General features: G+C 68.8%; 15 protein-coding genes. 8 read left to right on the forward strand and 7 right to left on the reverse strand.

Annotation, left to right across the window (positions count from 1 at the left end; translation table 11 throughout):
• Positions 1–112: 112 nt before the first annotated feature.
• Entirely contained in the window at positions 113–1,276 is a 1,164-nt protein-coding gene (locus tag QRN34_RS08710; protein ID WP_285403976.1) for a porin, read from the forward strand.
• 15 nt (positions 1,277–1,291) lie between these two features.
• On the opposite strand, the gene QRN34_RS08715 is transcribed toward QRN34_RS08710, so the two are convergent.
• The 5 genes from QRN34_RS08715 to QRN34_RS08735 all read right to left on the reverse strand — a co-directional run bounded on the left by QRN34_RS08715 (position 1,292) and on the right by QRN34_RS08735 (position 10,475).
• Entirely contained in the window at positions 1,292–2,953 is a 1,662-nt protein-coding gene (locus QRN34_RS08715) for an alpha/beta fold hydrolase (protein WP_285403834.1), read from the reverse strand.
• The gene (locus QRN34_RS08720) at positions 2,950–4,671 is read right to left on the reverse strand and encodes an alpha/beta fold hydrolase (protein WP_285403836.1); all 1,722 of its coding nucleotides are present in this window, start codon (positions 4,669–4,671) and stop codon (positions 2,950–2,952) included. Before QRN34_RS08720 ends, QRN34_RS08715 begins: the two co-directional genes overlap by 4 nt.
• Positions 4,672–4,842: 171 nt before the next feature.
• On the reverse strand, positions 4,843–5,619 hold the full coding sequence (locus QRN34_RS08725) for a 3-hydroxybutyrate dehydrogenase (RefSeq protein WP_285403838.1): 777 nt from the start codon (positions 5,617–5,619) through the stop codon (positions 4,843–4,845).
• Between the two features lie 2 nt (positions 5,620–5,621).
• A complete protein-coding gene (bglX, locus tag QRN34_RS08730) occupies positions 5,622–7,799 on the reverse strand; it encodes a beta-glucosidase BglX (protein WP_285403840.1) in 2,178 nt (725 codons plus the stop codon).
• 150 nt (positions 7,800–7,949) lie between these two features.
• Entirely contained in the window at positions 7,950–10,475 is a 2,526-nt protein-coding gene (locus QRN34_RS08735; RefSeq protein WP_285403842.1) for a response regulator, read from the reverse strand.
• Between the two features lie 201 nt (positions 10,476–10,676).
• Between QRN34_RS08735 and QRN34_RS08740 the strand changes: the two genes are divergently transcribed.
• From QRN34_RS08740 to lanKC, 6 genes are all read left to right on the forward strand, one after another.
• Positions 10,677–11,441 carry an ABC transporter ATP-binding protein gene (locus tag QRN34_RS08740; protein WP_285403844.1) on the forward strand — a complete coding sequence of 255 codons (765 nt, stop codon included), beginning with the start codon at positions 10,677–10,679 and terminating at the stop codon, positions 11,439–11,441.
• On the forward strand, positions 11,438–13,813 hold the full coding sequence (locus QRN34_RS08745; protein ID WP_285403845.1) for an ABC transporter permease: 2,376 nt from the start codon (positions 11,438–11,440) through the stop codon (positions 13,811–13,813). The genes QRN34_RS08740 and QRN34_RS08745 overlap by 4 nt, the downstream gene beginning before the upstream one ends.
• Before the next feature lie 16 nt (positions 13,814–13,829).
• Positions 13,830–15,209: a sigma-54 dependent transcriptional regulator gene (locus QRN34_RS08750; protein WP_285403847.1), complete on the forward strand. Its 1,380-nt coding sequence runs from the start codon at positions 13,830–13,832 to the stop codon at positions 15,207–15,209.
• A 5-nt stretch (positions 15,210–15,214) separates the two neighbouring features.
• Positions 15,215–16,561, forward strand: coding sequence for an ATP-binding protein (locus QRN34_RS08755; protein ID WP_285403848.1), 1,347 nt, complete (start codon positions 15,215–15,217; stop codon positions 16,559–16,561).
• Positions 16,562–16,772: 211 nt separating this feature from the next.
• Complete coding sequence (locus QRN34_RS08760) at positions 16,773–16,904, forward strand: hypothetical protein (protein ID WP_285403850.1); 132 nt, start codon at positions 16,773–16,775, stop codon at positions 16,902–16,904.
• A 125-nt stretch (positions 16,905–17,029) separates the two neighbouring features.
• Positions 17,030–19,720 carry a class III lanthionine synthetase LanKC gene (gene lanKC / locus QRN34_RS08765; RefSeq protein WP_285403852.1) on the forward strand — a complete coding sequence of 897 codons (2,691 nt, stop codon included), beginning with the start codon at positions 17,030–17,032 and terminating at the stop codon, positions 19,718–19,720.
• Here the strand turns inward: lanKC and QRN34_RS08770 are convergent.
• Both QRN34_RS08770 and QRN34_RS08775 read right to left on the reverse strand, forming a co-directional pair.
• Positions 19,717–22,020 (reverse strand): TonB-dependent receptor, encoded by a 2,304-nt coding sequence (locus QRN34_RS08770; RefSeq protein WP_285403854.1) that lies wholly within the window; start codon positions 22,018–22,020, stop codon positions 19,717–19,719. The two genes, lanKC and QRN34_RS08770, sit on opposite strands and share 4 nt — an antisense overlap.
• A gap of 45 nt (positions 22,021–22,065) precedes the next feature.
• Positions 22,066–22,419, reverse strand: a complete 354-nt coding sequence (locus QRN34_RS08775) for a DUF2946 domain-containing protein (RefSeq protein WP_285403855.1) — start codon at positions 22,417–22,419, stop codon at positions 22,066–22,068.
• A gap of 203 nt (positions 22,420–22,622) precedes the next feature.
• On the opposite strand from QRN34_RS08775, the gene glgX reads away from it, so the two are divergent.
• The gene (glgX, locus tag QRN34_RS08780) at positions 22,623–24,725 is read left to right on the forward strand and encodes a glycogen debranching protein GlgX (RefSeq protein WP_285403857.1); all 2,103 of its coding nucleotides are present in this window, start codon (positions 22,623–22,625) and stop codon (positions 24,723–24,725) included.
• The last annotated feature ends 9 nt before the right edge of the window (positions 24,726–24,734 follow it).

Below are 24,734 nucleotides of genomic sequence, written 5' to 3' on the forward strand. Positions count from 1 at the left end.
TTTCGCAAGATTGAGCGGATTCTCAGCCCGCTCGTGCCGTCATGAATAACGCTCGCCGTGACCCACGGCAGCCTGGGGAGGACATGGTTTGAAGAAGATCGCTATCGGTGCGATGGCGCTGCTCGCCCCTGCGTGGGCCGCTGCCGCCGATCCGGCCGCGACCAGTTACAACTGGCGCAGCAACTGGCCCACGCATGCCGTGCTCGGCGATGGCACCGACATCGGCCTGTCGTTGAAATACCAGTTCGACCTCAATCGCTTCGCTCACGATGATGGGGTATACGAAGACGCGCAGACGAACCGCCGCAAGGAGTTCGGTTTCTACGTGCGCAAGAAGGGTGTCTACGATGCCACCGCGGTGTTCGACTTCCAGTCGCGTACGTGGCTGGACGTGTTCCTGCGCGTGCAGACCAAGGCCGTGCTGGGCGACGACGCCGGGGCCGTGCGCGTCGGCTTCATGAAGACGCCGGTCGGCTTCGAGGGCAACACCAGCACGGGTAGCACCTCGTTCCTGGAGTCGTCGTTGCCGATGCAGGCGGTCTACGCGAATCGCCGCATCGGCGTGGACTGGGCGCTGACGCGCAAGCAGTATCTGGTCCAACTGGGCTACTACCACGGCGGCAACCTGCAGGGCGACCTGGACGGGCGCATGCTGGCCGGGCGCGCCGCCTGGACGCCGCGCAACGCACCGGGCGACGTCGTGCACCTGGGGCTGTCGCTCTCGCGGGAAACCCCCGAAGGCACGACGGACGGCCGTGGGCGCTACACCCCGCCCAACGTACGGTTGCGCGCGCTGCCCGAGGCCGGCTTGATCACGCAGCGTCTGATCGACTCCGGCACGCTCAGCGTGGCCGACCACGTGGACCGGCGCGGTGCCGAAGGCCTGTGGATCGGCGGCCCCTGGTCCGTGCAGGGCGAGTACCTCGACGCCCGCGTCAAACGGGTCGACAAGCCGGCGTATGTCGCGCACGGCTGGTACACGTTCGGCAGCTGGGTCGTGACCGGTGAGTCACGCGCCTACAACGGCGGCAACGTCGGCGATGTGGTGCCCAAGGGCCCATGGGGCGCCGTGGAGCTGCTGGTGCGCTACAGCACTCTGGACCTGGACGACGGTCCGGTGCTGGGTGGCCGCGAACACGACTGGACGCTCGGTGCCAACTGGTACATCACCCGTTACCTGAAGCTCCAGGGCAACTACGTCCGGGCGACCAGCGACCGGCGCGATCTGCGCATCGACCCGCATATCGTCGAGGTGCGTGCGCAGGTCATGTTCTAGAACGGCGAGGCCGGCTCAGGTCTCGTCGTGCACCGGCGCGGGTGAGGGCGTCGGGGCGGGCACGGGCGCCGGTGTGGTCGCGTTGGGCGGCGGTGCAGGCAGTTCGTCCAGTGGATGCTGGGACGTCGTGTCGCACTCGAGCATGCGCGAGGCATCGGCGGTGATCGTGCCGTCCAGCAGGTAGCGCGCCGCGGCGCGCTCCACGCAGGCCGAGGCGGTGAAGTTGAACAGGCCATGCACCGCCGATCCCTTCGCCACCAGCAAGCGCGCGTTGCCGAAGCGGGCGAGGATGGCCTTTGCCCCGGGCAGCGGCGTGGCCGTGTCCTTTTCCGCCTGGAGCAGGAGGAAGGGCGGTACCTGGGCAAGCGGCCCAAGATCGGGTTGCCGTGCGCCCGGTGCGCCCCACCGGCGACACACCAGTTGCTCGAGGATCTCCTCACCATCGCTGACCAGGTAGGCCGCCGCGTTGCGTTCGGCCATGGCGCGGATCTGTGCATCCGACAGGTACCAGGTGGAGTCGTTGCAGGCGACGGCCTGGCGAACGGAATCGCCGTTCTGGCTGATGGCGAACTGCGGCGTGGTCGGTCGTGGTCTCAGGTAGAGGTTGACCAGGAGGCCAGCCGCCCAGCGGATGGCGCGATGGGTGTCGGGATCGGGACTGAACGTGGTACGCCGGATGCGCGCCTCGAACTCGCGCATGCCCGAGAGGCCGTCTTGCGTGATCCATGCGGAGAGGTGCAGCGCGGCGGCGAGCCGGTCGGGATGGTCGAGCACATGGAACCAGGTCTCGCGTGCGCGTGCGGGCAGGTTCTCAACGGCCTCGTTGATCGACAGCGCCTCGCCCAGCCCGTAGTGCGATGGGGTATTCAACAGCGGTGCCAGCACCTCGTCGAGGAAAAAGCTGCGACGTGCGTTGAGCGATGCTTCCAGGGCGGTGCGGAAGTCGTGGGTGAAGATCATGCTGGAATCCAGCAGCATGCGACCCGTGTGCGAGGGGTACATGGCCGCATACCATGCGCCCACCTTGCCGCCGTAGGAGATGCCGTAGAAGTTCAGTGTGGCGTCGTCGAGGATACGCCGCACCATGTCCATGTCGTGCACGTGCTGCTCGGTGTTGATATAGCGCGACTCGGGTGCCGCGGTGCACGCGTCGGCCACCGCTTGGGCATCCTCGATGGCCAGTTGCCAGTTCGCGTCGTCCAGGTGCGTCGGCAGGAAGGCATGGCGCGGCGGCAGGCCGGTCATGCACCGAAGCGCCCACCCCGGCGCCAGTCCGCGCGGGATCACCGCGACGAGGTCGAAGCGCTCGGCAAGCAGACGCTTCGTCCCGTCGCGCGGATCATCGGCGGCGGTGCGCGACCAGCCCACCGCGATCGAACGCAATAGCGCGGCGGGGTTGGCGCCTGGCCCACCCTTGTTGAAGAAGATCGCGCCCTCACGTCGCGCGGGCGACATGGCGCGGACACGCACCACGGCGACGTCGATCTGCCGTCCGTCCGGTGTGACGTGATCCAGGGGCGCACTCAGGGTGCCGCATTGAAGGCGGTCGCCGAGGTCGGCGCCGCCCGGCCCTACCACGGTTGCCGGGCAGGTCGTCCAGACGATGTGCGGATCGGCGAGGCCGGCGACGGGCATCAGCGCCACGGCGACGGCGCAGGCGATTCGGCGCGCGGTCATGGCCGTGCCTTGCGTGGCGACATGCGCTCCCCGCGTGACAGTGCTTCCGCCAGGCGGTCACGCCACCGCTCGACCTGCGCTGCGTCGACGAACCGGGTCGTAGTGGATGGGTTGGCGCGGAGCGGGACCGATGGGTCGCGCTGGCATTCGGTGAGTTGCTCGCTGGGTACGCGACCGTCGAGCAGGAAGCGTGCGCCGGTACGTTCGATGCAGGCCTCGTCGGTGAGCGTGAACACGCCGTGGCGGTCGTGCCCGCGCAGCACCAGCATCGAGGCGGTGGGAAGCGCGTTGATCATGTTCAGTGCGCCGGCGATCGGTGTCAGCGTGTCGAATTCCGAGGCCGTAATGAGAACTCGCCCGGCCCGCGCCAAGCGCTCGATCGGCGGCTTCACTGCGTTGGGGCCGTTCCAGAACACGCAGGGGTTGACCATGTCGCCACTGTGCGCCGCAGGGTAGTCCGCCGCGTAGCGCGCCACGATCTGCTGCCAGATGCCCGCGTCGCGGGTGCCCGGCGTATCGTTGCAGGGCACGGCGACCATCATGGCCGTGCCCACCGGTATCGGTGAGGGTGGCTTCATGACCAGCGGCTCGTAGACCGTATCCAGCATGCGGCGTGCCTCGTCGCGGATGCGCAGGTGCACCTGGGGCATGGCATGGAACGTGGTGGTCGTGATACGCGATGCCATGGCCTCCCGCGTCAGCGCCGTGTCCTCCTGCAGCCAGGTCGCCATGGCTGCCGCGGCCATCAGGCTTTCCGGCGAGCGATACTCTCCCGTCCATGCGACACGGAAACGGTACGGCAGTCGCGTCATGGCCTGACGGACGCTCACCACATCGGTGCCCATACCGTAGGTCTCCGGCGCGGCGATCGCCGGCTGGGCCACGAGGCGGTCGAAGCGCTCCTGCTCGGCCTTACCGGTGAGCAGGAAGTTTTCTTCCATGGTGGCGGTAAAGTCCATGGTCGAGTCGAGCAGCATCCGCCCGACCTTGTCCGGATAGGTGGCGCCGTACCACGCGCCCAGCCAGGTCCCGTAGGACACACCGAAGAAGTTGAAGGTGGTTTCACCCAGCGCGCGGCGCACCAGGTCCAGGTCGTAGACCGTCTGCTCCGTGCTGATGTATGGATGCAGCGGGTCGGCACGGCAGGCATCCGCCATGCGTCGTTGCAGCAGGTCGAACCGGGCGACGTTGCTGGCGGTGCGGTCGAACAACACGCCACGGGTCTCCGGAAACTCGCCCACGCAGTTGAGCGGTGCGCTGCCAGGCATCCCCCTCGGAATCACGGCGATCAGGTCGAACATGTCGGACAGGCGTTTCTTCTCGCCATGCACCGGGTCGCCCGGCCTGGCGTGCATCCAGATGGCCGCCAGGGTCACGGCGAAGGTGCCGGCATCGCCGCCGGGACCGCCGGGATTGACGAAAAGCGCGCCGCGGCGCTTCGTCGTGTCGGCGGCCGCCACGCGCACCACCCGCAGCGAGATGCTGCCTCCGGCGGGGCGGTGATGGTCGCGTGGCACGCTGACGGTGCCGCAACGGAGCCGGTCGCCAAGCAGGGAAAAGAAGTTGCTGCTGGCGTCGGCTGCGGTACAGGCCGACCAGACGATGCCGCGGGTGGGCACGGAGGGTACGTTGGGCGGGGCTGCTACCTGAGCGGCGCATGGAGCGGCGAATGCCGTGAGGAAGCTGGCGTATAGCGCCAGCGAGCGTCGTGGAGTCATGGGTGCATCCTTGGCACGGAAAGGCCATCCGTGGGGGCTGCACACGTTAGTGAACCGGCGAGGTGGCCCGTAGCGGACGATGACGCGCCGCGATCGGGGCAAGGCCCATCACCTGCGTAGCGTTTCGTCCCACGAAGACGTCTTCAACAGCCCAGCGGCTGAAGAAACCCCTTACTGCATGTGCCAGCCATGCGAGACCAGCAACGACTGCCCGGTGAGCGCGTTCGAACCGAAACCGGCGAGGAACACGGCCGTGGCGGCGATATCTTCCAGCGTCGTGAATTCGCCATCGACCGTGTCGCGCAGCATGACGTCCCGGACGACGGCGGCCTCGTCGATGCCGCGTGCCTTTGCCTGTTCCGGGATCTGTTTCTCGACCAGCGGCGTGCGCACGAAGCCCGGGCAGATCACGTTGGCCCGAATGCCATGCGCGGCACCTTCCTTCGCGATGGTCCGTGCCAGTCCGAGCAGGCCATGCTTGGCCGTAACGTAGGGCGCCTTCAGCGGCGAGGCCACATGGGAATGGGCCGAGCCCATCAGGAGGATCGAACCGCCCCGGCCGGCCTCGACCATCTGGCGCATGGCCGCGCGCGTGGTGAGGAACGCGCCGTCCAGGTGTACCGCCAGCATCCGTTTCCAGTCCGCGAAGGACAGGTCGACCAGCGGTGCGATGATCTGCACGCCCGCGTTGCTGACCAGGATGTCCACCGGGCCGAGCTCGCGTGACACGCGGGCAAAGCCGCCGTCCACCTGGGCCTCGTCGGTCACGTCCATGCCGAGGCCGATGGCGCCATGGCCCATCGCTGCTGCGGCGTCGGTCGCCCGATCGGCGTCGATGTCGGCCACGACGACCCGCGCACCCGCGGCGGCATAGGCGGCCGCGATGGCCTGGCCGATGCCGCTGGCTGCGCCGGTCACCAAGGCGACCTTGCCGGTGAGGTCGTGCACGCTCAGGGCCGGCCGAGCACGAATGTGGCCGGTTCGCCCTGCTGCGACGAGCCGGCGATCCAGACCTGGAAGTCGCCCGGCTCGGCCTCGAAGGTGACGCCGTCGCGGTGGGTGAAGGCGAGGTCGCGGCGGGTGAGTTCGAAACGAACCTCGGCCGACGCGCCCGGTGCGAGGAGGATCTTGCGGAACGCCTTCAGCTCGCGCACCGGCCGCACCCGGCTGGCCACGCGGTCGTGGATGTACAGCTGCACCACTTCTTCGCCCGCCAGCGCGCCGGTGTTGGTGACGGTGGCGGTGATCACGATGGTCTCGTCCCAGCCGACAGTGGCCGGCACGCGCGGGGCGTCATAGGCGAACGTGGTGTAGCTGAGCCCATGGCCGAACGGGTACAGCGCCTCGAAGGTCACCTCGCGGTAGCGCGCCTTGAATGCCGGCGGCTGGTCGGCCAGCTCCGGGCGGCCTGTCCGCAGGTGGTTGTAGAAGTACGGCTGCTGGCCGGCGTCCTGGGGGAAGCTGACAGGCAGGCGGCCGGACGGGTTGTACGCGCCGAACACGACATCGGCGATGGCCGGGCCGGTCTGGCTGCCGAGGAACCAGGTGACCAGGATGGCGTTCGCGTTGCGCACGGCACCCGTGAGCGCGAGCGCCCGGCCGTTCTTCAGCAGCACGACCACGGGCGTGCCGGTGGCCGCGACGGCTTCGGCCAGTGCCTGCTGCGCCGGCGGCACGACGATCTGCGTACGTGACTGCGCCTCGCCGGAGTAGACCTGCGGCTCACCGATGGCCAGCAGCACCACGTCGGCGCGCTTCGCAGCGGCCACGGCCTCGTCGATGCCTCCGTCCAGCGCCTCCTCGATGCCGCTACCGGCCACGACTTCCAGCGCATCCCCGGCGGACAGGGCGGCGCGTAGGCCCGCTTCGATATTGATGTGGCGCGCCTTGTCGCCGAACAGCGTCCAGCAGCCTTCGAGGTTGTCCACGTCGGCACCGAACGGCCCGATCAGGGCGATCTTCTGGCCGGACGTGCGCAGCGGCAGGATGCCGTCGTTCTTCAGCATCACGATGGAACGGCGCGATGCATCGCGCGCCAGCTCGGCATGCGCCGCATTTTTCGAGGTGTCCGCCTCGACGTCGGCATCGAGCGAACGGTACGGGTTGTCGAGCAGGCCGATGGCGTGCTTCACGGTGAGGACGCGACGTACGCCTTCGTCCAGCACGTCCATCGACACCTCGCCGGCGGCGACCAGATCGGGCAGGTGTTCGGCGTAGAAACCACTCTGCATGCTCATGTCCACGCCGGCGACGAAGGCCAGCCGCGTGGCATCGCGCTCGCCGTCGGCAAAGCCGTGAGCGATCAGTTCCATGTCGGCGGTGTAGTCGGACACCACCAGGCCCGGAAAGCCCCATTCGCCGCGCAGGATATCGGTCATCAGTTCGCGATTGGCCGAGGCCGGCACGCCGTTGATGTCGTTGAAGGCGCTCATGAAGGTGAGCGCGCCGGCATCGACGGCGGCCTTGAACGGCGGCAGGTGCACGTCGCGCAGCGTCTGCGGCGCGATGTCCACGGCGTTGTATTCCATGCCGCCGGCCACCGCGCCATAGGCGGCGAAATGCTTCGGCGTGGCCAGCAGCGCGTCGTCGGCGGTGAGGTCCGGGCCCTGGAAGCCGCGCACACGCGCGGCGGCGAACGCCGAGCCCAGCACCACGTCCTCGCCGGCGCCTTCGGCCACGCGGCCCCAGCGCTGGTCGCGGGCGATGTCCACGGCGGGCGCGAAGGTCCAGTGGATACCGGCGGCGGTGGCTTCCACTGCCGTGGCCCGCGCGGTGCGCTCGGCTAGTGCCGGCTCGAACGTGGAGGCCTCGCCCAGCGGGATGGGGAACACGGTGCGCATGCCGTGGATGACGTCGGCACCCAGCAGCAACGGGATGCCCAGGCGGCTTTCCTCGACGGCAATGCGCTGCGCCTCGCGACCTTCGGCCGCGCCCACGCCATTGAACAGGGCGCCCACGCGGCCGGCCCGGATCTGCTCGCGGACCTCCGCGGCACCCAGCGCGTTGGCTTCCGGGTTGATGTCCGGCGCGAACGGGCGCAGGGCGTCCGCAAAGCACCCCAGCTGGCCGACCTTCTCTTCGACGGTCATGCGGGCGATCAGGTCTTCGATGCGGGGATCACGGTTCATGGTTCGGCCTTGGAAAGCGATGTGGACACGCGAGCGGACGCGTCAGGCGGGCAAGGATACCGGCATCGCGCCACGAAGTGGGTACGTAAATACCGTTACGTGTAAACGATTACGTCGTTGGGCCGCAAGGTTTTGGCGAGAGTCTGGCCGCTACGTGCCGTCCCCTGGCGGGGTGACGTCACCGCCGCCGGCCGGCGCGGAAAACAGGCGCGTCACCGCCTGGTTCAGCGCGGTGGAACCGTAGGGTTTGGCCAGGACCACGCTGCAGGGGTCGGCGGGCAGCCCGGCCGTTCCCGCATGGCCGGTGGCGAAGATCACGGGCAGCGCCGGCCGCCGTTCGCGCAGCATGGCCGCCAGTTCGATGCCGGAAATGCCGGGCAGGCCCACGTCGGTGATCAGCAGGTCGGCTTCCGCCTCGTCGAACAGGGCCACGGCTCGATGGCCGTCGCCGGCCTCGCGCACCTCGTGCCCGCGCAGTTGCAGCATCTCGACGACGGTGCTGCGGACCAGCCAGTCGTCCTCCACGACGATGATGCGCACCGCGCGGGCGGCAGGCGGCGACGCCGGCGCGGCGACCTGGGCCGCGGGGTCGCCCTCGTTACGCAGCGCCTGGGCCGAGAGGATCTGGCGGAGCCTTCGTGCCAGCGTCTCGCGCGTGTAGGGCTTGCTCAGCAACTCCACGCCCTCGTCCAGGCGGCCACCGTGCACGATCGAGTTCTCGGTGTAGCCCGACGTGAACAGTACGGCCACGCCGGGCAGGCGTTCGCGCGCCTTGCGCGCCAGTTCGGGGCTTTTCAGCGCGCCGGGCATGACGACGTCCGTGAACAGCAGGTCGATGGGAATGCCGCTGTCGATGATCGACAGCGCGCTCTGTGCATCGCGGGCCTTGAGCACGCGATAACCCAGGTCCGCCAGCATGGCGACCACGGTCTCGCGTACCGAGTCGTCGTCCTCCGCGACCAGCACGGTCTCGGTGCCGCCTGTCACGGGCCCGGCATCGACGTCCACCACGATGTCCTCGGATTGCGTGGTACGCGGAAGGTAGAGCTTGACGGTAGTGCCCTCGCCCGGCTCGCTGTAGACCTTGATGTGGCCGCCGGACTGCTTGACGAAGCCATACACCATGGACAGGCCCAGCCCCGTACCGCGTCCCTCCGCCTTGGTGGTGAAGAACGGTTCGAACACCTTGTCGACGATGGTGGCGTCGATGCCGTGCCCGGTGTCGGTCACCGCCAGCAGCACGTACTGGCCCGCGGCCACCTCGGCATCGTCCAGCGCATCCACGTAGCTGGCATCGAGGTACGCGTTGCCGGCCTCGATGGTCAGCCGGCCCTGGCCGTCCATGGCGTCACGCGCGTTGATCGCCAGGTTCAGCAGCGCGTTCTCCACGTTGCCCGGATCGATCAGCGTGTTCCACAGCCCGCCGGCGACGATGGTTTCCACCTCGATGGCTTCGCCCAGCGTGCGTCGCAGCAGGTCGTCCATGTCGCGGATGAAGCGCCCCACGTTCACCACCTTGGGCGCGAGCGGCTGGCGCCGGCCAAAGGCAAGCAACTGCGAAGCCAGCTTGGAGCCGCGCGCGACGCCTGCCAGGGCGTGACGCACACGGCGCTCCGCCCGCTCGTTGCCGCCGATATCCTCGGCCAGCAACTGCAGGTTGCCGCTGATCACCTGCAGCAGGTTGTTGAAATCGTGCGCCACGCCACCGGTGAGGTTGCCGAGCGCTTCCATCTTCTGGCTCTGGCGCAGGGCGTCCTGGGTACGCAGCAGTTCGGCGGTGCGCTCGGTGACGCGCTCCTGCAACGTGGCCGCGAACGTGGCCAGTTCGTTCTCGGCCCGCTTGCGTGCGGTGATGTCCATGACGATGCCGATGAACCGGCGACGGGCCTGCCCCTCGTGGGCGATCACCTCACCCCGACGGGCGATCCAGCGCACCTCCCCGGTGACCGGGTCGAGGCGCCGGTATTCGGTGTAGTCCAGGGGATTGGCCCGCCCCAGTCGTTGCGGCGCGGCCTCGCCGCGGTCGTCCGGGTGCAGCAGGCGGCTGAGCATGGCGTCGGTGACGGGCCCCTCGGCGGGCAGGCCCCAGATGCGCCGGTACTGGTCGGAAACCTCCAGCCGCCCGGTTTCCGGGAACCACTCGAACGAGCCCACGCCACCGGCTTGTTGGGCGATGCGCAGGCGTTCCTCGATCTCCACGCGCCGCGTGGTTTCCTTCAGCACGGCCAGCACGGCGACGGGCGTGCCCGAAGGCTCGACCACCGGGCTGAAATCGATATGCAGCCAGACATCCTCCGATTCGCCCGAGCGATTCAGCACCACGTGCTGGTCGCGGTAGGCGAGCGCGCCACCGGCCAGCACCACATCGAGCACGTTGCGGTGGAAATCGGCCAGTTCGGGCAAGGCGTCCGCGATGGGCCGCCCCAGGATGTCGGGGTGGCGCATGCCCGCAATGGCGCGGTAGGCGTCGTTGTAGAAGAGCACGCCGTCGGGGCCGTAGAGCAGCGCCATGGGCGCATCGGCGCGCAGCACCGTGGCCAGCGCATGCTGGAACGCGACCGGCCAGGCGGCGGCCGGGCCCAGGCCGAGGGTCGACCCGTCCAGATCGTGGATCATTCGCCCCAGTTCACGGTCGTGGGGAAGGAACCAAGCGGGATCGGTCGGGGAGACGGCCATGCGGCGGGGCCTTGCGGTGGTGACGGGGGCGACGCGGGATGGTAGCGCACGCGGCCCTGGCTGCCGCACCCCATCTCCGTAAGGACTGACCCATATGCCGATTCGGCAAAAAAGCGCAAACAGCGATGCGCGCCTACGGGCCCTGCACAACAACGCGAAGTTGCCGCGTTAGTCTCCCGATGCCGCCGCAGGAAAATGTGCATGCCAGCGCCACCGAAAGATCCCGTCATCGCCATGCGCGGCGTGGCGAAGGTGTTCCGCTCCGCGGGCATCGAGAACCATGTCCTGACGGATATCCATCTGGAGGTACGGCAGGGGGAATTCCTGGCCGTGGCCGGACCCTCGGGGTGCGGCAAGACCACGCTGCTATCGCTGATGGGCCTGCTCGACGTGGTCACCGAGGGGGCGCTCATCTTCGAAGGCGCCGCGGTCGAAGGCCTCGGGCGCGCCGCGCGGGCACGGCTGCGCAACCAGCGCATCGGCTACGTGTTCCAGGCGTTCAACCTCATCGGCGACCTGGATGTCTTCGACAACGTCGCGTTGCCGCTGACCTATCGCACGTCGATGGGGCGCGAGGAACGCCGGCGGCGTGTGCTGGAGGCATTGGACGACGTGGGCATGACCCACCGGATGCACCATTTCCCCTCGCAGCTTTCCGGGGGGCAGCAGCAGCATGTGGCGGTGGCCCGGGCCCTGGCCGGCAGTCCGGCGATCCTGCTCGCCGACGAGCCGACGGGCAGTCTCGACCTGGCCAGCGGCGAGCGGATCATGACCTTGCTCAGCCGCCTGCACGGCGAGGGACGCACGATCTGCATGGTGACCCACGAGGAACGCTTCCGCTGGGCGGCCGACCGCACCGTCCGCTTGCTCGACGGCCGCGTGGTGGACGAGAGCAGCTATGCGCAATGGCGTCGCGAGGAGGCCTCCGGCCTGGACGATCGCCGGCTGGCGGAGCCTTTCACATGAGTGGATGGGTGGCGTCCTGCCTGCATGCCTGGGCTGCGATGCTACGGCGTCCCGGCTTCTTCGTCCTGGCCGTGTCGACGCTGGCGATCGGCATCGCCGCGCTCTCCGCGGCGTTGACGCTGGTCGACGCCCTGCTGTGGCGGCCGCTGCCTTTTGTCGACAGCGAACGGGTTGCGCTGTATGGCGCACGCTACCGGGACGACCCCACGCCCATCGCCTCGCCGCGGTATGTCGCGGCGATGGACGACCTGCCGGGAGTGGCCTCGCGCGGCGCGACCCGACTGCCGCGAGCGATGAACGTCATCTTCGACGAACGGCGCTGGCTGCTCCACGGAGAGGGAGTGGACGCCGGCTTCCTGGACACGCTGGGCGTCGTCCCGGCCCTCGGCCGCAACCTCACGGACGAATATGGGGCGATGGTCTCCTACGAGGTCTGGCAGCACCGTTTGGGTGGACGCAAGGACGTCGTGGGGCATTCGCTCACGGTGGAAGGCCACCGCCTGTCCATCGTCGGCGTGCTGCCGCGGGGCTATCGCTTCCTGACGGACGTGGACGTGGTGGTGCCGCTGGGCATCGCCGGGGCCGACGACGACACGGCCGAGAACCTGATCCCCGTGGCGCGGCTCGGGGCGGGCATGCATGTGCAGGCCCTGTCGGATGCCGTGGCGGCGCGTGCGCGGGCACAGGCCGGCCGTCCGGGCATCGATACGGGCGACGGCGCCAACTTCGGCGCCACCTCGCTCAGGCACGTACTGACCTGGCAGGCGCGTCCGGCGTTGCTGGGCATGCTGGGTGCCGCCGTGGGCGTGCTGGTGATCGCGGGCATTAACCTATCCAACCTCATGCTGGGCCGGGGCCTGGCCCGTTCGCGCGATACCGCCATTCGCATGGCGCTCGGCGCCCACGCATTGACGCCCTGGTCCATCGCCGCCGCGGAAGCCGCGGCGATCGGCCTGGCTGCTGCGGCCCTCGGCATTCCGCTGGGCGATGTGGTGGTGGACGTCTTCCGCGACGTGGTGCCCGCGGCCTGGCGCAGTACCTCGTTACCCGTCGAGGCGTCCACCACGGTACGTTGGCTCACGGGCTGCGCCGATGCCCTCCTGGTCGCGGTGGCGGCGGCCTCCGCCTCCGTGCACGACCGGATCGACGACCTCCTGCGGGAACGTGTGGCCATCGCGGGGAGCGCCGGGCCCGGGCGGATGGCGCGTTACGCACGCCGCGGCATGGTGCTGGTCCAGGCGGCCATGGCCAGCGCACTGCTGGTGTTCGGCGTGGCAGCCCTGGCCCGATGTCTGCGACTGGAAAGCATCGCACCGGGCTTCGATGCCAAGGATGCCTATTTCGCACCGTTGCAGCCCGACATGGTTTCCTATCCCGCGCGCACCGATGTGTCGGACCTGTTCGATGCCCTTCGCCGGGACGCGTACACGGCTTCGCCGGATGGCGCGATGGGCTTCACCAACCTGTTGCCGCTGGGCGACGGCCTGGTCATGCCTTTCCTGGACGCCGCCGGTCGCCGGCACTTCGTTCGCTACGCCATCGTGACCCAAGGCGCGGCCGAGGCGATGGGACTGAACCGGTTGCTCGGCCGGGCATTCGATGCGGGCGATCACGCCGGCACTCCACGGGTGGCATGGGTCAACCAGACGTTCCGGCAAACCATGGGTGGTGGCCTGGGCGATATCGCCCGGCCCGACTCGCACCTCGCCCCCATGCCGCCCCTGCGCATCGTCGGCGTCACGGCCGACACGCGCGTCGCCGGCGCCGGCGAACGCGCCGTGGCCACGGTGTTCGTGCCCCTGAAGCAGGTCGATGCCACGGTGTTCACCTTCATTCGCCGGCTCATGCCGATGTACGCGGTCTGGCGTCGTTCGCCGGTGGGCTCGACGGACAATGGCGACGCCTTCGAGCGACGACTGCGCACCGTCGCGCCCGGGCTGGCCGCCGGCGACACCCGGCCGCTGGGCGACCTGGTGCGTGCCGTGACCGCGGCCGCCCGACGGAACGCGGTGCTGCTGTGTGCGCTCTCGCTCGCGGCCCTGTTCCTGGCCGCCGTGGGCCAGTACTCCAGCCAGTCGGTCGACATGGCCGGCCGGCGTCGCGAACTGGCGCTGCGCGTGGCCCTGGGTGCACCGCAGCGGCGCCTGGCCCACGACGTGGTGACGCGTTACCTTGCGATCGCCTGCCTCGGCGCCTTGCTGGGCGTGGCCGGTGTCCTGTTGTCCCGGTCGTATACGCGCGTCGACGACATCGATGGCGTGGTGGTGGCCGTGGCCTGCCTGGTCTTCGTCACCGCGGCGTTGGTTGCCGCGGTGGTGCCGGGATGGCGAGCCATCACCATGGAACCGCTTGCCGTTCTGCGTGGCGGCTGAGAGGAGAACAGATCCGATGTACGGAAACGCCACCGACCCGTCACTGCCGGTGCTGATCGTCGACGATCATCCCGATATCCGCCTGTCGTTGCGCATCCTGATGCGCTCCGAGGGCATCGCCTCGGTGGAAGCCGATTCGCCCGCGGCCGCCTGCGATGCCGTCGTACGCACGAACTTCGCCTGCGCCATCCTCGATCTGAACTACGGCGTGGACACCACCTCCGGACTCGAGGGGCTGGACCTGATCGCGCGCCTGCGCCACGACATGCCCGAGCTGCCGATCGTGGTGATGACCGCCTGGGGCAGCGTCGACCTGGCCGTGCGCGCCATGCGGATCGGCGCGGCGGATTTCATCGAGAAACCGTGGAACAACGCGCGCATGGTGCACACCGTGCGCTCGCAGATCGCCCTGCGGCAGATGCGCGAGGAAAACCTCCGGCTGCGCACCGAAACCGCGCTGTCGCGGCAGTCCGCCGATGTGATGCGGGTGTGCGAGTCGTCGGCCATGCGGCGGGTGGTGGAACTGGCCTCGCGGATCGCCGGCGGCGATGGGAACGTGCTGGTGCTGGGCGAGAACGGCAGCGGCAAATCGTTGCTCGCCCGCGAGATCCATGCCTTGTCGCCGCGCGCCGAGCAGCCGCTCATCCGCGTCGACATGGCCAGCCTGTCGGAGGCGCGCTTCGCCGGGGAGATGTTCGGCGAGGAGTTGCCTTCGCCCCGGCCCGGCCGGTTCGAACTGGCGCAGGGAGGCACCCTGATCATGGAAGAGGTGGGCACCATTCCGCCGCCGCAACAGGCCAAGCTGCTGCGCCTGCTGGAGGAGGGCGAGTTTGAGCGGTGCGATTCCCTGCACACGCGGCGCATCGATGTGCGGGTCGTTTCCACCAGCAATGCCGACCTGGAGGCCGCCATCCGGGCGAACCGCTTCCGGCGCGACCTGTTGTACCGGCTCAACGCGATGCAGGTACGCCTGCCTTCGCTGCGGGAACGCGTGGAAGACATCGTGCCGCTGGCGCGCCATTTCCTGCTGCGCGAGTGTGTGCGGCGTGGCAGGGGTGGCATGGCGCTCACGCCCTCGGCGGAACGTGCCCTGCGCAACTATCCGTGGCCGGGCAACGTGCGCGAGCTGGAGCATGTCGTCGCACGCGCCGTCCTGCTGGGCCGTCATGACGACATCGACGCGGAAACCCTGGGTCTCTCGGCGCCGGAGCCCTTGCCGCTGCTGCTCGACCGCCTGACCCTGCCCGAGGCGGAGGAGATGCTGGTCCGGCAGGCACTGGAGCGGCACGACAACAACCTGCAGCGCGCCGCCGATGCCCTGGGCATATCGCGGCAATCGCTGTACCGGCGCCTGGAAAAGCACCGCGCGAGGGGCGGGTTCGACCCGGCGGCCTGACGACGATGCCCACCGACGCGTCCAGGCGACCCTTCATCCGCGGCACCGCGCACCTGAGGCTCGTGGCGCCCTGGTGTGCGGCCGCCCTGGCGCCCCTGACCGCGGCGGGCGCGCTGCTGACCGGCATCGGCCTTCCCCTGGCCTGGCGCGTGGTGCTATTCACCGTGTGCCTGGTCACCAGTCTTGTCCTGCTCGCCGTGATCGCATGGCACATGATCCACGCATGGCGCACGCTGGAGGCGCTGCTCGGTGCGCTGCGCGCAGGCGACTACAGTGTCCGCGCGCGATTGCCTTCCGTGCACCATCCGCTGCGCGGTCTGGTCCACGACATCAACATGCTCGCCGATACCTTGCGTGAAGGCCGGCGCAAGCGCACCGAAAGCCTGCGTTTCCTCGGCAAGACGCTTACCTCGCTGCAGGATCCGGTGTTCGTGGTGGACCGCGACGGCTGCCTGGTGATGATCAATCCCGCGGCACGATGCCTGATCGGCGCGGCGAACGACAGCGTCATCGGGCGCGACATCGCCTCGCTGGGCCTCGGCCCGGTGATGGCGGCGGCGGAGAACACGATCCTGACGTGGGATTTCGCCACGCGTGGTGGCCGCTGGATCGTGCAGCGCGCCGTCTGGTACAGCGAAGGCCACGAGAACACGATGGTGATGATGCACGATGTCAGCGTCGCGCTGGGCGAAGAGGAGCGCGATGCCTGGCAGCGCCTGATCCGCGTGCTCAGCCACGAGCTGAACAACTCGCTCGCGCCCATCGGGTCGCTCGCAGGCAGCCTGTCCGCACTGCTGGAAGACGAAGGCCGCAAGGCGGTGGAAGGCGAACTGCGCGAGGGCCTGGAAGTGATCGGTCGTCGATCCGAATCGCTGGCACGTTTTCTGTCGGGCTACGGGCGCCTGGCGCGCCTGCCACCGTTGCGCCCACGGCCCTTCCGCCTCGACCAGGCCCTGCGACGCCTTGCCTTGCTGGAGCATCGCATGGACATCGCCGTCGTCGGTACAGCCGTCGTCACGGTCGTGGGCGACGAGGACCAGCTCGACCAGGCCTTCATCAACCTGCTGCGCAACGCGGTGGAATCGGCCGTGCCCCTGGGGGGCGCCGTGCGTGTGGATTGGGCGCTGGCCGGTACGCACGTGCGTATCACCATCGAGGACGAGGGAGCGGGCCTGCCCGGGCGTGCCTCGCTGTTCGTACCGTTCTTCACCACCAAGCCCACCGGCTCGGGCATCGGGCTCACGCTCACCCGCCTCATCGTGGATGCGCACGCGGGCAACGTCGACCTTCGCGACCGCGAGAGCTGTCGCGGTGCGCTGGCCATCGTCAACCTGCCCCTGGGCGATGCGTAAGGCGCTGTCCGCATACGGACGGAAACGTCCGCTTCCGGACGCGCGAGCCGACCGGAATCGCGCGGTGCCCGCCGATACTTAGGTGTCCGTGCGGTATTCGGCGCACTTGACGCGTTTTTCCGTTGTGGCGCCCGGATCGTCCTCCTAGATTCGCCATGGCGCCGCCCGTTCCCCCGGGTAAGGCGCGTTTCCATCGGCCAGGAGAGATGACATGGATCACGTACTCAGATTGCAGTTGCTCGACGCCGAACCCGGCGTCGCCGGCGAAGCCGACACCCCCACCAGCTCATGCAGCTGGGGTGCGTGCTCGTTCGCCAACGCCGACGGTTTCGACGGTCACTAGCTTTCTCGTCCATACCGTGGCGCGTCCGGGAGGACGCACTGCGGGGACGGGGACGAAGGCACGCGCGGCGGCGTCCGGGTCGCCGCGTGTGCCGGGTTTTTTTTCGCGCAAGATCAAGGATGGCTATGCCGGTCGAACGTCGCACCGAACTCCTTTACTACACCGCCGTCGATCGGGACTTCTTCGAAATCCATGGCAACCGTGCGATCGACGAGGGCGATTTCGTCGAGCCGGTACGTCGTACCTTGCCGGCCGACTGGCGGATGCATCGCTCCGGCGTATGGATGCACTGCCTGCCCCCCGGTGCGCCGTTGCCGATGCAGGGCTGGAAGATCCACGTGTCCTCCGTGGTGTCCACGGCGGGGATCGTACTGTCGATCACGGCCGCCACCCTGGTCGCGATGGGCGTGGCATTCAAATTCGCTGTCGATGCGCGCATGCATGCGTCGATGAACGGCAAGCGGTGGCCACGTGGCGCATCGGGAAAGTTCATCACCGTCTATCCGAAGGATCCGAAGGCCTTCCGCGAGGTGCTGGAAGAGCTGCAGGCGGTGCTTGCCGGCTTCGTCGGCCCCTACATCCTCAGCGACCGTCGATGCCCGGGATCGAGCGTCGTGCATTACCGTTTCGGCGGTATCCGCGGCGATCACGCGGTGTCGGCGGGCGGTCAGCGCGAATATTTCCTCCGCGGCCCGCATGGCGAGCGGGAGCCGGATGTCCGCGCCGCTTACGTCAACCTGCCCGACTGGGTACGCGATCCGTTTCCGTCCGACGTTCCGGCGACGGAGGCCTCGGCACTGCGCCTGCATGCCGGGCGCTACGACGTGCGCAGCGCGCTGGCCTTCTCGTCCGCTGGCGGTATCTACCTCGCCGTGGATCGCGACATGGGCCGCCGCGTGGTCATCAAGGAAGCGCGTCCGCACGTCGGCGGCGCGCAGTCGTCGACCTCGCTTCTGCTGAAAGAGTACCGGCTGCTGCGGCAGCTGGCGTCCTCGGGCATCACGCCCGCGCCCGTGGCGTACTTCCTGGAATGGGAGCACCACTACCTGGTCGAGGAATACATCGAGGGCCAGACCCTTCGTCGCTGGCTGGCCGCACGCTACCCGTGGCTGAAGACGCGTGCCACGCGAGCCGATGTCGCCCGTTTCCTGCACGAGGTGTGCGATGTGTTCGCGCGCATCGCTCAGGCGCTGGAAACGGTCCATGCGGCACGCATCACGCTGGGCGACTTCTCGTTCCACAACATCATGGTCGAGGACGACGGCCGCGTGCGCATCATCGACCTGGAAGCCGCGGTGGAAGACGGTCTGGACCGCCCTTCCGGCCTGTGCACGCCGGGCTTCGCCTCGCGAGCGCCGCAACGCGACGGGCACGCCAGCGCTTGCGCCGAGGATCGTTACGCCTTCGGCGCCAACCTCTTCGCGGCGCTGATGCCGGTCAACGCGATGTTGCCGCTGGACCCGCAGGCGGCCTCGCGCTTCGCCCGCTGGATGTGCGGCGGCATGGGCTATCCGGATGCACTGGTCGATGCGGTCACCCTGCTGCTGGACGGCGAGCCGGCCCGGCGTCCCTCGCCGGTGGCGGTGATGCAGGACCTGCGCAGGACGCTGGCCGAGCTACCGATCGACGACCTGCCGGTGGCGCACCTGCGCGGCGCGGTGGCACCGGTGGACAACGCGGCGGGCGAGCTGTTCCGTTACATCGGCGAGCGCGCGGCGCATGCGCGACCGGATCGCTACGTACCGGCCGACCCGCAGGTTTTCGAGCGGCATCCCTGGGGTGTGGCCTACGGGGCGGCCGGCATCCTGCATGCCTACCAGCGCAGTGGCCGTTCCGCGCCCGCCGGCTTGCTCGAATACCTGGTGGCGGGCGCGCGCAGTGGCGAAGACCGCGGCAGCGACCTGATGCACGGCGACGCGGGCATCGCCTGGACCCTGCTCGACGCGGGCGAGCATGAGCTGGCCGTGCGGTTGCTGCGCGCTTCGCCCGTGGACGGCCCCATCCGCGAACGACCCGGCCTGCACGATGGCCTGGCCGGCTGGGGCCTGGCACGTATCGCCGCGTGGCGCCACACGCGCGACGCCTCGTTCCTGGCGGATGCCGTCGCCGCCGGCGAAGCGCTGCTGGTATCCGGACCGGCCGTGGCCGGCAAGCGCGGTTGGCATGCCGGCGATACGTATCAACCCGTGGGCCTCGGCCAGGGTGCGACCGGTGTCGCCCTGTTCCTCCTTCACCTGTCACTGGCCACGGACAAGGGCCGTTACCTGGACGCCGGCCGCGAAGCGCTCGCCTTCGATCTCGACCACCATGGTGTCAACGCCGACGGCGAACGCACCTGGCGACGGGAGGTGGACGGCGTGGCGTTGCTGCCCTATCTGCGGCACGGCACCGCCGGCGTGCTGGCCGTCGTGGCGCGGTTTCTCGTCGTGACGGGCGAGGACGCCTATCGCGACATCCTGTTGGCCAGTGAGCCCGATCTCATGCGTGGCCACGCCATCTCGCCCGGCGTGGCCGACGGGCTGGCGGGCATCGGCGAAACCCTGCTGGACCTGGCCCGGGCCTTGCCCGACCGGGCCGCGCATTATCTCGGCCAGGCGCATCGCATCGCCGCCGGGATCGAGCCGTTCCTGGTCCGGCGGCCCGGGGGGCTCGTGGTCCCGGGCACCGAATTGCTGCGCTTCAGTTGCGACCTGGCCACGGGCAACGCGGGCGTGGCCGCTTTCTTCGATCGCCTGTGGCACGGCGGACCGGCCTCGTTCATGCTCGACGACCACCTGCCGGTCAGGACGGCGCGCGGGGAACCGGTGCTCGCCTAGAGACGAAACTTCGCCTCCATCAGGTAGGTCCGCGACGGGTAGGGGTAATACACGTAGTAGCGGCGATCGGTGAGATTGTCGACGCCCACGCCGAGATTCACGTGGTCGCTGGCCTGCCATTGCAGCTTGGCGTCGAAGGTCAGGAAATCGCTGGCGCCGCCGAACGTGTCGGGGCGGATGTCGCTGTGGTCCAGCGTGTTGTACTGGCGCCCCGAATACCGCCCGGCCAGGGTCAGCGCCACCGCTTCGGTGGCGTGCCAGGTGGCCACCAGGTTGGCGCGCCAGCGGGGTATCCGATAGAACTGCTTGCCTTCCGAGGCCGGGTTGCGCCGGTTGCGCACGGTGGTGGCCTGCGTATAGGCGGCGTTGGCCGTCAGGTCCAGCGTGTCCCACACCACGCCGCGTCCGTCGTAGCTGGCCTCCGCGCCACGCGTACGCACCCGGTCGACGTTCTGCACGTTGGTGACATTGGGAAACACCGTGGTGTCGGTCTGGCTGAACAGCGCGTTGCGGGTGTCGCTCCGGTACAACGTGAAGCGGGCTACGCCGTGTACCTGGTACCACTCGGCCGACAGCTCACGGGAGAGGTCGTTCTCCGGCTTGAGGTTCGGATCGTTGTTGGTGAACGCGATGCCGTTGAAGCTGCCCTGGAACAGTTCGTTGACCGTGGGAAAGCGGTAGGCGCGTGCGCCGGACAGGCGCAGCAGCAGGCTGTCGCTGGCCGCGTAAGACAGCGACAGCTTGGGCGAGGTGTGCGACTCGTCGCGTTCCGGGTAGGTCACGGCCGCCGCTGCCGTCGCGCGCTGGCCGCCGAAGGCCCGCCACTGTTCGTAGCGAGCGCCGCCGGTGAGGCGCCAGCGCTCGTCCAGCTGCCAGGCATCCTGCACGTACACCGCCTGCGTCTGCGTGCTGCCGCCGTTGCCCGCCGTCTGCGCGCCGGCGTCGCCGCGGCGCCAGGCAGACAACAGGTAGCTGGCGTTGTCCAGCCGATAACCGTCGAAGTGATACCCGAAGCTCACCGTATGCGTGTTGTCGGCCAGGCCGTCCGGCGTGTGGCTGGCGCGCAGGTCGAACGTGCGCCACCGGCTGCCGTCACCCGCGGTGAGCAGGCCGCTGCCGTCGTAGGTCACGGCATCGGCCACGCGGTCGCGGTTGCGGTCCATGTCGAAGTACGACGCGTTGCCCTCGATGTTCCAGCCGCTGTCGCGATGCGTGCCGAGCGAGGCGCCGTAAAGATAATTTCGGCTCTGCCGCGTGCTCGGCGCGAAGAAGTTCGCCGGCAGCGTGTATGCCCGGCCGTCGATGCTCACCGGACCCGACCACACCGGCTGGCCGGCGCCATCGCGCAGGAAGGTCGCCGTGCGGTGGGACAGGTCCTGGTTCCAGTAGCCGGCGGTGATGCCACCGGTCAGGTCGGGCGTGAAGTCGTAGGTAAGGCGCAGGTGCGCCTCGTCCTGGCGGGTCGCTTCCTGGCCCTCGCTGTTGATGCCGAGCACCTCGCGCGGCAGGCCGTTGGTGCCGGTGTCGGCGATGGCGCCCGTCACGGGCTGGGCGGTGCCGGCTCGGGTCGACCGGTTCTGCGTGGCATAGACCAGCGGCTGGCCGTTGGACTGCAGGTGCGCCACGCCGATGAGGAAGGCGAAGCGACCCGAACGGTCGCCCAGGGTGGCGCTCTGCCGGCTGCCCCCGTAGTTGCGGTCCACACCGTAGGTATCGACATGCTGGGTGAAGGCCTGAACCTCGCCGGTGACCTCCAGCCGCTCGGGCATGCGCGTGGTCATCAGCACCGTGGCACCCATGGCGTTGCCGGGATAAAGCGCGGAATAGGCGCCGTAGATCACCTCGACGCGCGCCAGGTTTTCGGGGAAGGCCATGGACCAGCGCGGGGGATTGCCCCAGCTGTTGCCGAGCAGGTTGGACAGGAGCAGGCCGTCGAGGTAGACCAGCCCGCGCGCGCTCTGCTGGTTGCTGGTGCCGCGCACGGAGAAGGTGGCGTTCTCGTCGCCGATGAACCGCTTGCGGATACCGAACGACGGCAGGTACTTCAGCGCGTCCTCGGTGTTGACCACGTTGAGGCGATCCAGTTTCGCCGCATCCAGGGTCTCCACGGCCGAAGGCATGTCGGGGTCGACCCGCGAGCCGTGGCTGGCCGCGGAAACGCGCACTTCGCGCAAGGTGGTGGTCTGCGGCGCGTCGGGCGTGGCGGGTGTATAGGCCGCGTGGGCCGACCACGCGGTGGCGCCGAGGGCGCAGGCAACGGCGTGCGCGATCGCGCGCCCGGAGAATGAAGTCAGGGGCATGGGAGGTCCGTGGGTCGGTGGCATGGGTCGCGTGGAAAGGAGCGATCAGGCGTACGTGGCGACCGGTGGACCTCGGGGTGGAGCATGGAAGCGCGAGGGGGAGGCGATATCGTGCGGACGGGGCACGACCGGATCGATGTGCGCCGCGACGTGCGCCACGCCGCCGATGAAGAAGCTGCCGCCCAGCGCCGGCACCTGCGCGAACAGGGTGCAATAGCCGCAGGCGCCATCGGCGTCGGCGTCGTGGTGGTCCGCCCCGCCGTCGTGATGCGCGGCGGGCGTGCCTTCGCACCAGGCGCCCAGCTCGGGGAAGGCGAAGGCCGGCAGCGTGCGCGAGACCGTGGGCGCGAGCACGGTGAACCAGACGGCGACGATCGCCATCCAGCCCAGCCAACGCATTCGACCCTGCCCTCGACGCACCGTGGCGCTCCCTTCGATTCGACCCTGGATAAGGGTCCAGGGATGATGTCACGCCCGGAGGCGAAAATACCGTGGCACGTTGTCGCTGTGCCTGCCACGACAGGCAATTCGGGGCGGCGTGGTCCTCACGTTTTCCTGTCGCGGCCTCGGTCATCGTGCGCTCCCCCACCGAGGACGCCCACATGCCCGATCTCCGCTACGACTCCGCCTCGCCCGTTCGCGAGGGTTCACCGTTTCCGCGCGGAGCGACCTGGGATGGCAACGGCACCAATTTCGCCCTGTTCACCGCCCACGGCACCCGCGTGGAAGTGTGCTTCTACGACGAGGCCGGCAACGAGACGGGCCGGATCGACCTGCCCGAGTACACCGACGAGGTGTGGCACGGTTACGTTCCCGGCGTCGGTCCGGGCCAGTTGTACGGTTACCGCGTGCACGGTCCGTACGAGCCGCAGAACGGCCACCGGTTCAATCCGAACAAGCTGCTGCTCGATCCGTACGCGAAGCACATCGTCGGCGAACTGACCTGGGCCGACGAACTCTACGGCTACACGGTAGGCCACCCCGACGGCGACCTCAGCTTCGACGAGCGCGACAGCGCCCCGTTCATGCCCAAGGCCATGGTAGTGGACACCTCGTACAAGTGGATCGAGCATGGCAAGCCGTCGGTGCCCTGGAACCGCACGGTGATCCAGGAGACCCATGTCCGCGGCTACACCATGGGCCACCCGGCCGTGCCGGAGAACCTTCGCGGCACGTTCGCCGGCCTGGCCACGCCCGAGGTGATCGACTACGTGCGTGGCCTCGGTGTCACCTCGGTCGAGTTGCTGCCCGTGCATGCTTACCTCGACGACCAGCACCTGCTCGAACAGGGGCTGCGCAACTACTGGGGCTACAACACCATCGGCTTCTTCGCGCTGAAGACGCGCTACATGTCCAGCGGCGACCCGCGCGAGTTCAAGGACATGGTGGCGGCGTATCACCGCGCCGGGCTGGAGGTGATCCTGGATGTGGTCTACAACCACACCGCCGAAGGCAACGAGATGGGGCCGACGCTGTCGTTCAAGGGTATCGACAACGCCAGCTACTATCGCCTGGCCGAAGACAAGCGCTATTACATCAACGACACCGGCACCGGTAACACGGTGAACCTCAGCCATGCGCGCGTGCTGCAGATGGTGACCGACTCGTTGCGCTACTGGACGACGGAGATGAACGTCGACGGCTTCCGTTTCGACCTGGCCACCATCCTTGGTCGCGAACCCTACGGTTTCGACGAGAACGGCGGGTTCCTCGACGCCTGCACGCAGGACCCGGTGCTCAACCAGACCAAGATGATTGCCGAGCCGTGGGATTGCGGCCCCGGGGGCTACCAAGTGGGCGAGTTCCCGCCGGGCTGGGTGGAGTGGAACGACAAGTTTCGCGATACGGTGCGGGCGTTCTGGATCGGCGAGGAAGGCAAGCTGACCGAATTCGCCCGCCGCTTTACCGGCTCGGCCGACCTGTTCGACAAGCGCGGCCGCCGCCCGTATGCGTCGCTCAACTTCATCACGGCGCACGACGGCTTCACGCTCCGCGATCTGCTCAGCTACAACGGCAAGCACAACGACGCCAACGGCGAAGACAATCGCGACGGCTCGGACAACAACCATTCGTACAACCACGGTGCCGAAGGCCCCACGGACGACGAGGGCATCCGCGCCACGCGCCAGCGGCAGTCGCGCAACCTGCTGGCCACGTTGCTGCTCGCCCAGGGCACCCCGATGCTGCTGTCCGGCGACGAGCGCGGCAACACGCAGGACGGCAACAACAACGTCTACGGCCAGGACAACCCGCTCAGCTGGATCGACTGGGAAAACGATCCCTCCGACGGTGGACTGGCGCAGTCGGTACGCGAGTTGCTGGCCCTGCGCGAGCGCTACCCCATCCTGCGCCGTGGCCGCTTCCTCAATGGACGCTACGACGAGGAATCGGGTATCCGCGACATCGTCTGGCTCAATCCCGGCGGTGGCGAAATGCAGCAGGAACACTGGGACGATCCGCGGGCCCGGTCCATCGGCGTGCTGCTGGACGGCCGTAGCCAGGCGTCCGGTGTGCGCGAGCACGCGGCTGACCAGACCGTGCTGATCCTGATCAACGCCTTCGATGGCGGCGTGGAATTCGCGCTGCCGGAGGGTCGCTGGAGCGTGGCCTTCTCCAGCGACGAAGAGCTCGCCGTGGACACCGTGGCGCAGGACGGCAAGCTGATCGCGTCACCGCGCAGCTTCGTGGTACTGGCCGCGGGGTGAGGGCAACTA

It is taken from the genome of Luteibacter sp. ME-Dv--P-043b, assembly GCF_030209605.1.
GTDB lineage: Bacteria > Pseudomonadota > Gammaproteobacteria > Xanthomonadales > Rhodanobacteraceae > Luteibacter.

What these genes read in the sequence shown, in the direction of transcription:
- QRN34_RS08710 (WP_285403976.1), top strand. Translation starts at nt 113, where the DNA reads ATGGCGCTGCTCGCCCCTGCGTGGGCCGCTGCCGCCGATCCGGCCGCG.
- QRN34_RS08715 (WP_285403834.1), bottom strand. Translation starts at nt 2,953, where the DNA reads ATGACCGCGCGCCGAATCGCCTGCGCCGTCGCCGTGGCGCTGATGCCC.
- QRN34_RS08720 (WP_285403836.1), bottom strand. Translation starts at nt 4,671, where the DNA reads ATGACTCCACGACGCTCGCTGGCGCTATACGCCAGCTTCCTCACGGCA.
- bglX (WP_285403840.1), bottom strand. Translation starts at nt 7,799, where the DNA reads ATGAACCGTGATCCCCGCATCGAAGACCTGATCGCCCGCATGACCGTC.
- QRN34_RS08735 (WP_285403842.1), bottom strand. Translation starts at nt 10,475, where the DNA reads ATGGCCGTCTCCCCGACCGATCCCGCTTGGTTCCTTCCCCACGACCGT.
- QRN34_RS08740 (WP_285403844.1), top strand. Translation starts at nt 10,677, where the DNA reads ATGCCAGCGCCACCGAAAGATCCCGTCATCGCCATGCGCGGCGTGGCG.
- QRN34_RS08745 (WP_285403845.1), top strand. Translation starts at nt 11,438, where the DNA reads ATGAGTGGATGGGTGGCGTCCTGCCTGCATGCCTGGGCTGCGATGCTA.
- QRN34_RS08750 (WP_285403847.1), top strand. Translation starts at nt 13,830, where the DNA reads ATGTACGGAAACGCCACCGACCCGTCACTGCCGGTGCTGATCGTCGAC.
- QRN34_RS08755 (WP_285403848.1), top strand. Translation starts at nt 15,215, where the DNA reads ATGCCCACCGACGCGTCCAGGCGACCCTTCATCCGCGGCACCGCGCAC.
- QRN34_RS08760 (WP_285403850.1), top strand. Translation starts at nt 16,773, where the DNA reads ATGGATCACGTACTCAGATTGCAGTTGCTCGACGCCGAACCCGGCGTC.
- lanKC (WP_285403852.1), top strand. Translation starts at nt 17,030, where the DNA reads ATGCCGGTCGAACGTCGCACCGAACTCCTTTACTACACCGCCGTCGAT.
- QRN34_RS08770 (WP_285403854.1), bottom strand. Translation starts at nt 22,020, where the DNA reads ATGCCCCTGACTTCATTCTCCGGGCGCGCGATCGCGCACGCCGTTGCC.
- QRN34_RS08775 (WP_285403855.1), bottom strand. Translation starts at nt 22,419, where the DNA reads ATGCGTTGGCTGGGCTGGATGGCGATCGTCGCCGTCTGGTTCACCGTG.
- glgX (WP_285403857.1), top strand. Translation starts at nt 22,623, where the DNA reads ATGCCCGATCTCCGCTACGACTCCGCCTCGCCCGTTCGCGAGGGTTCA.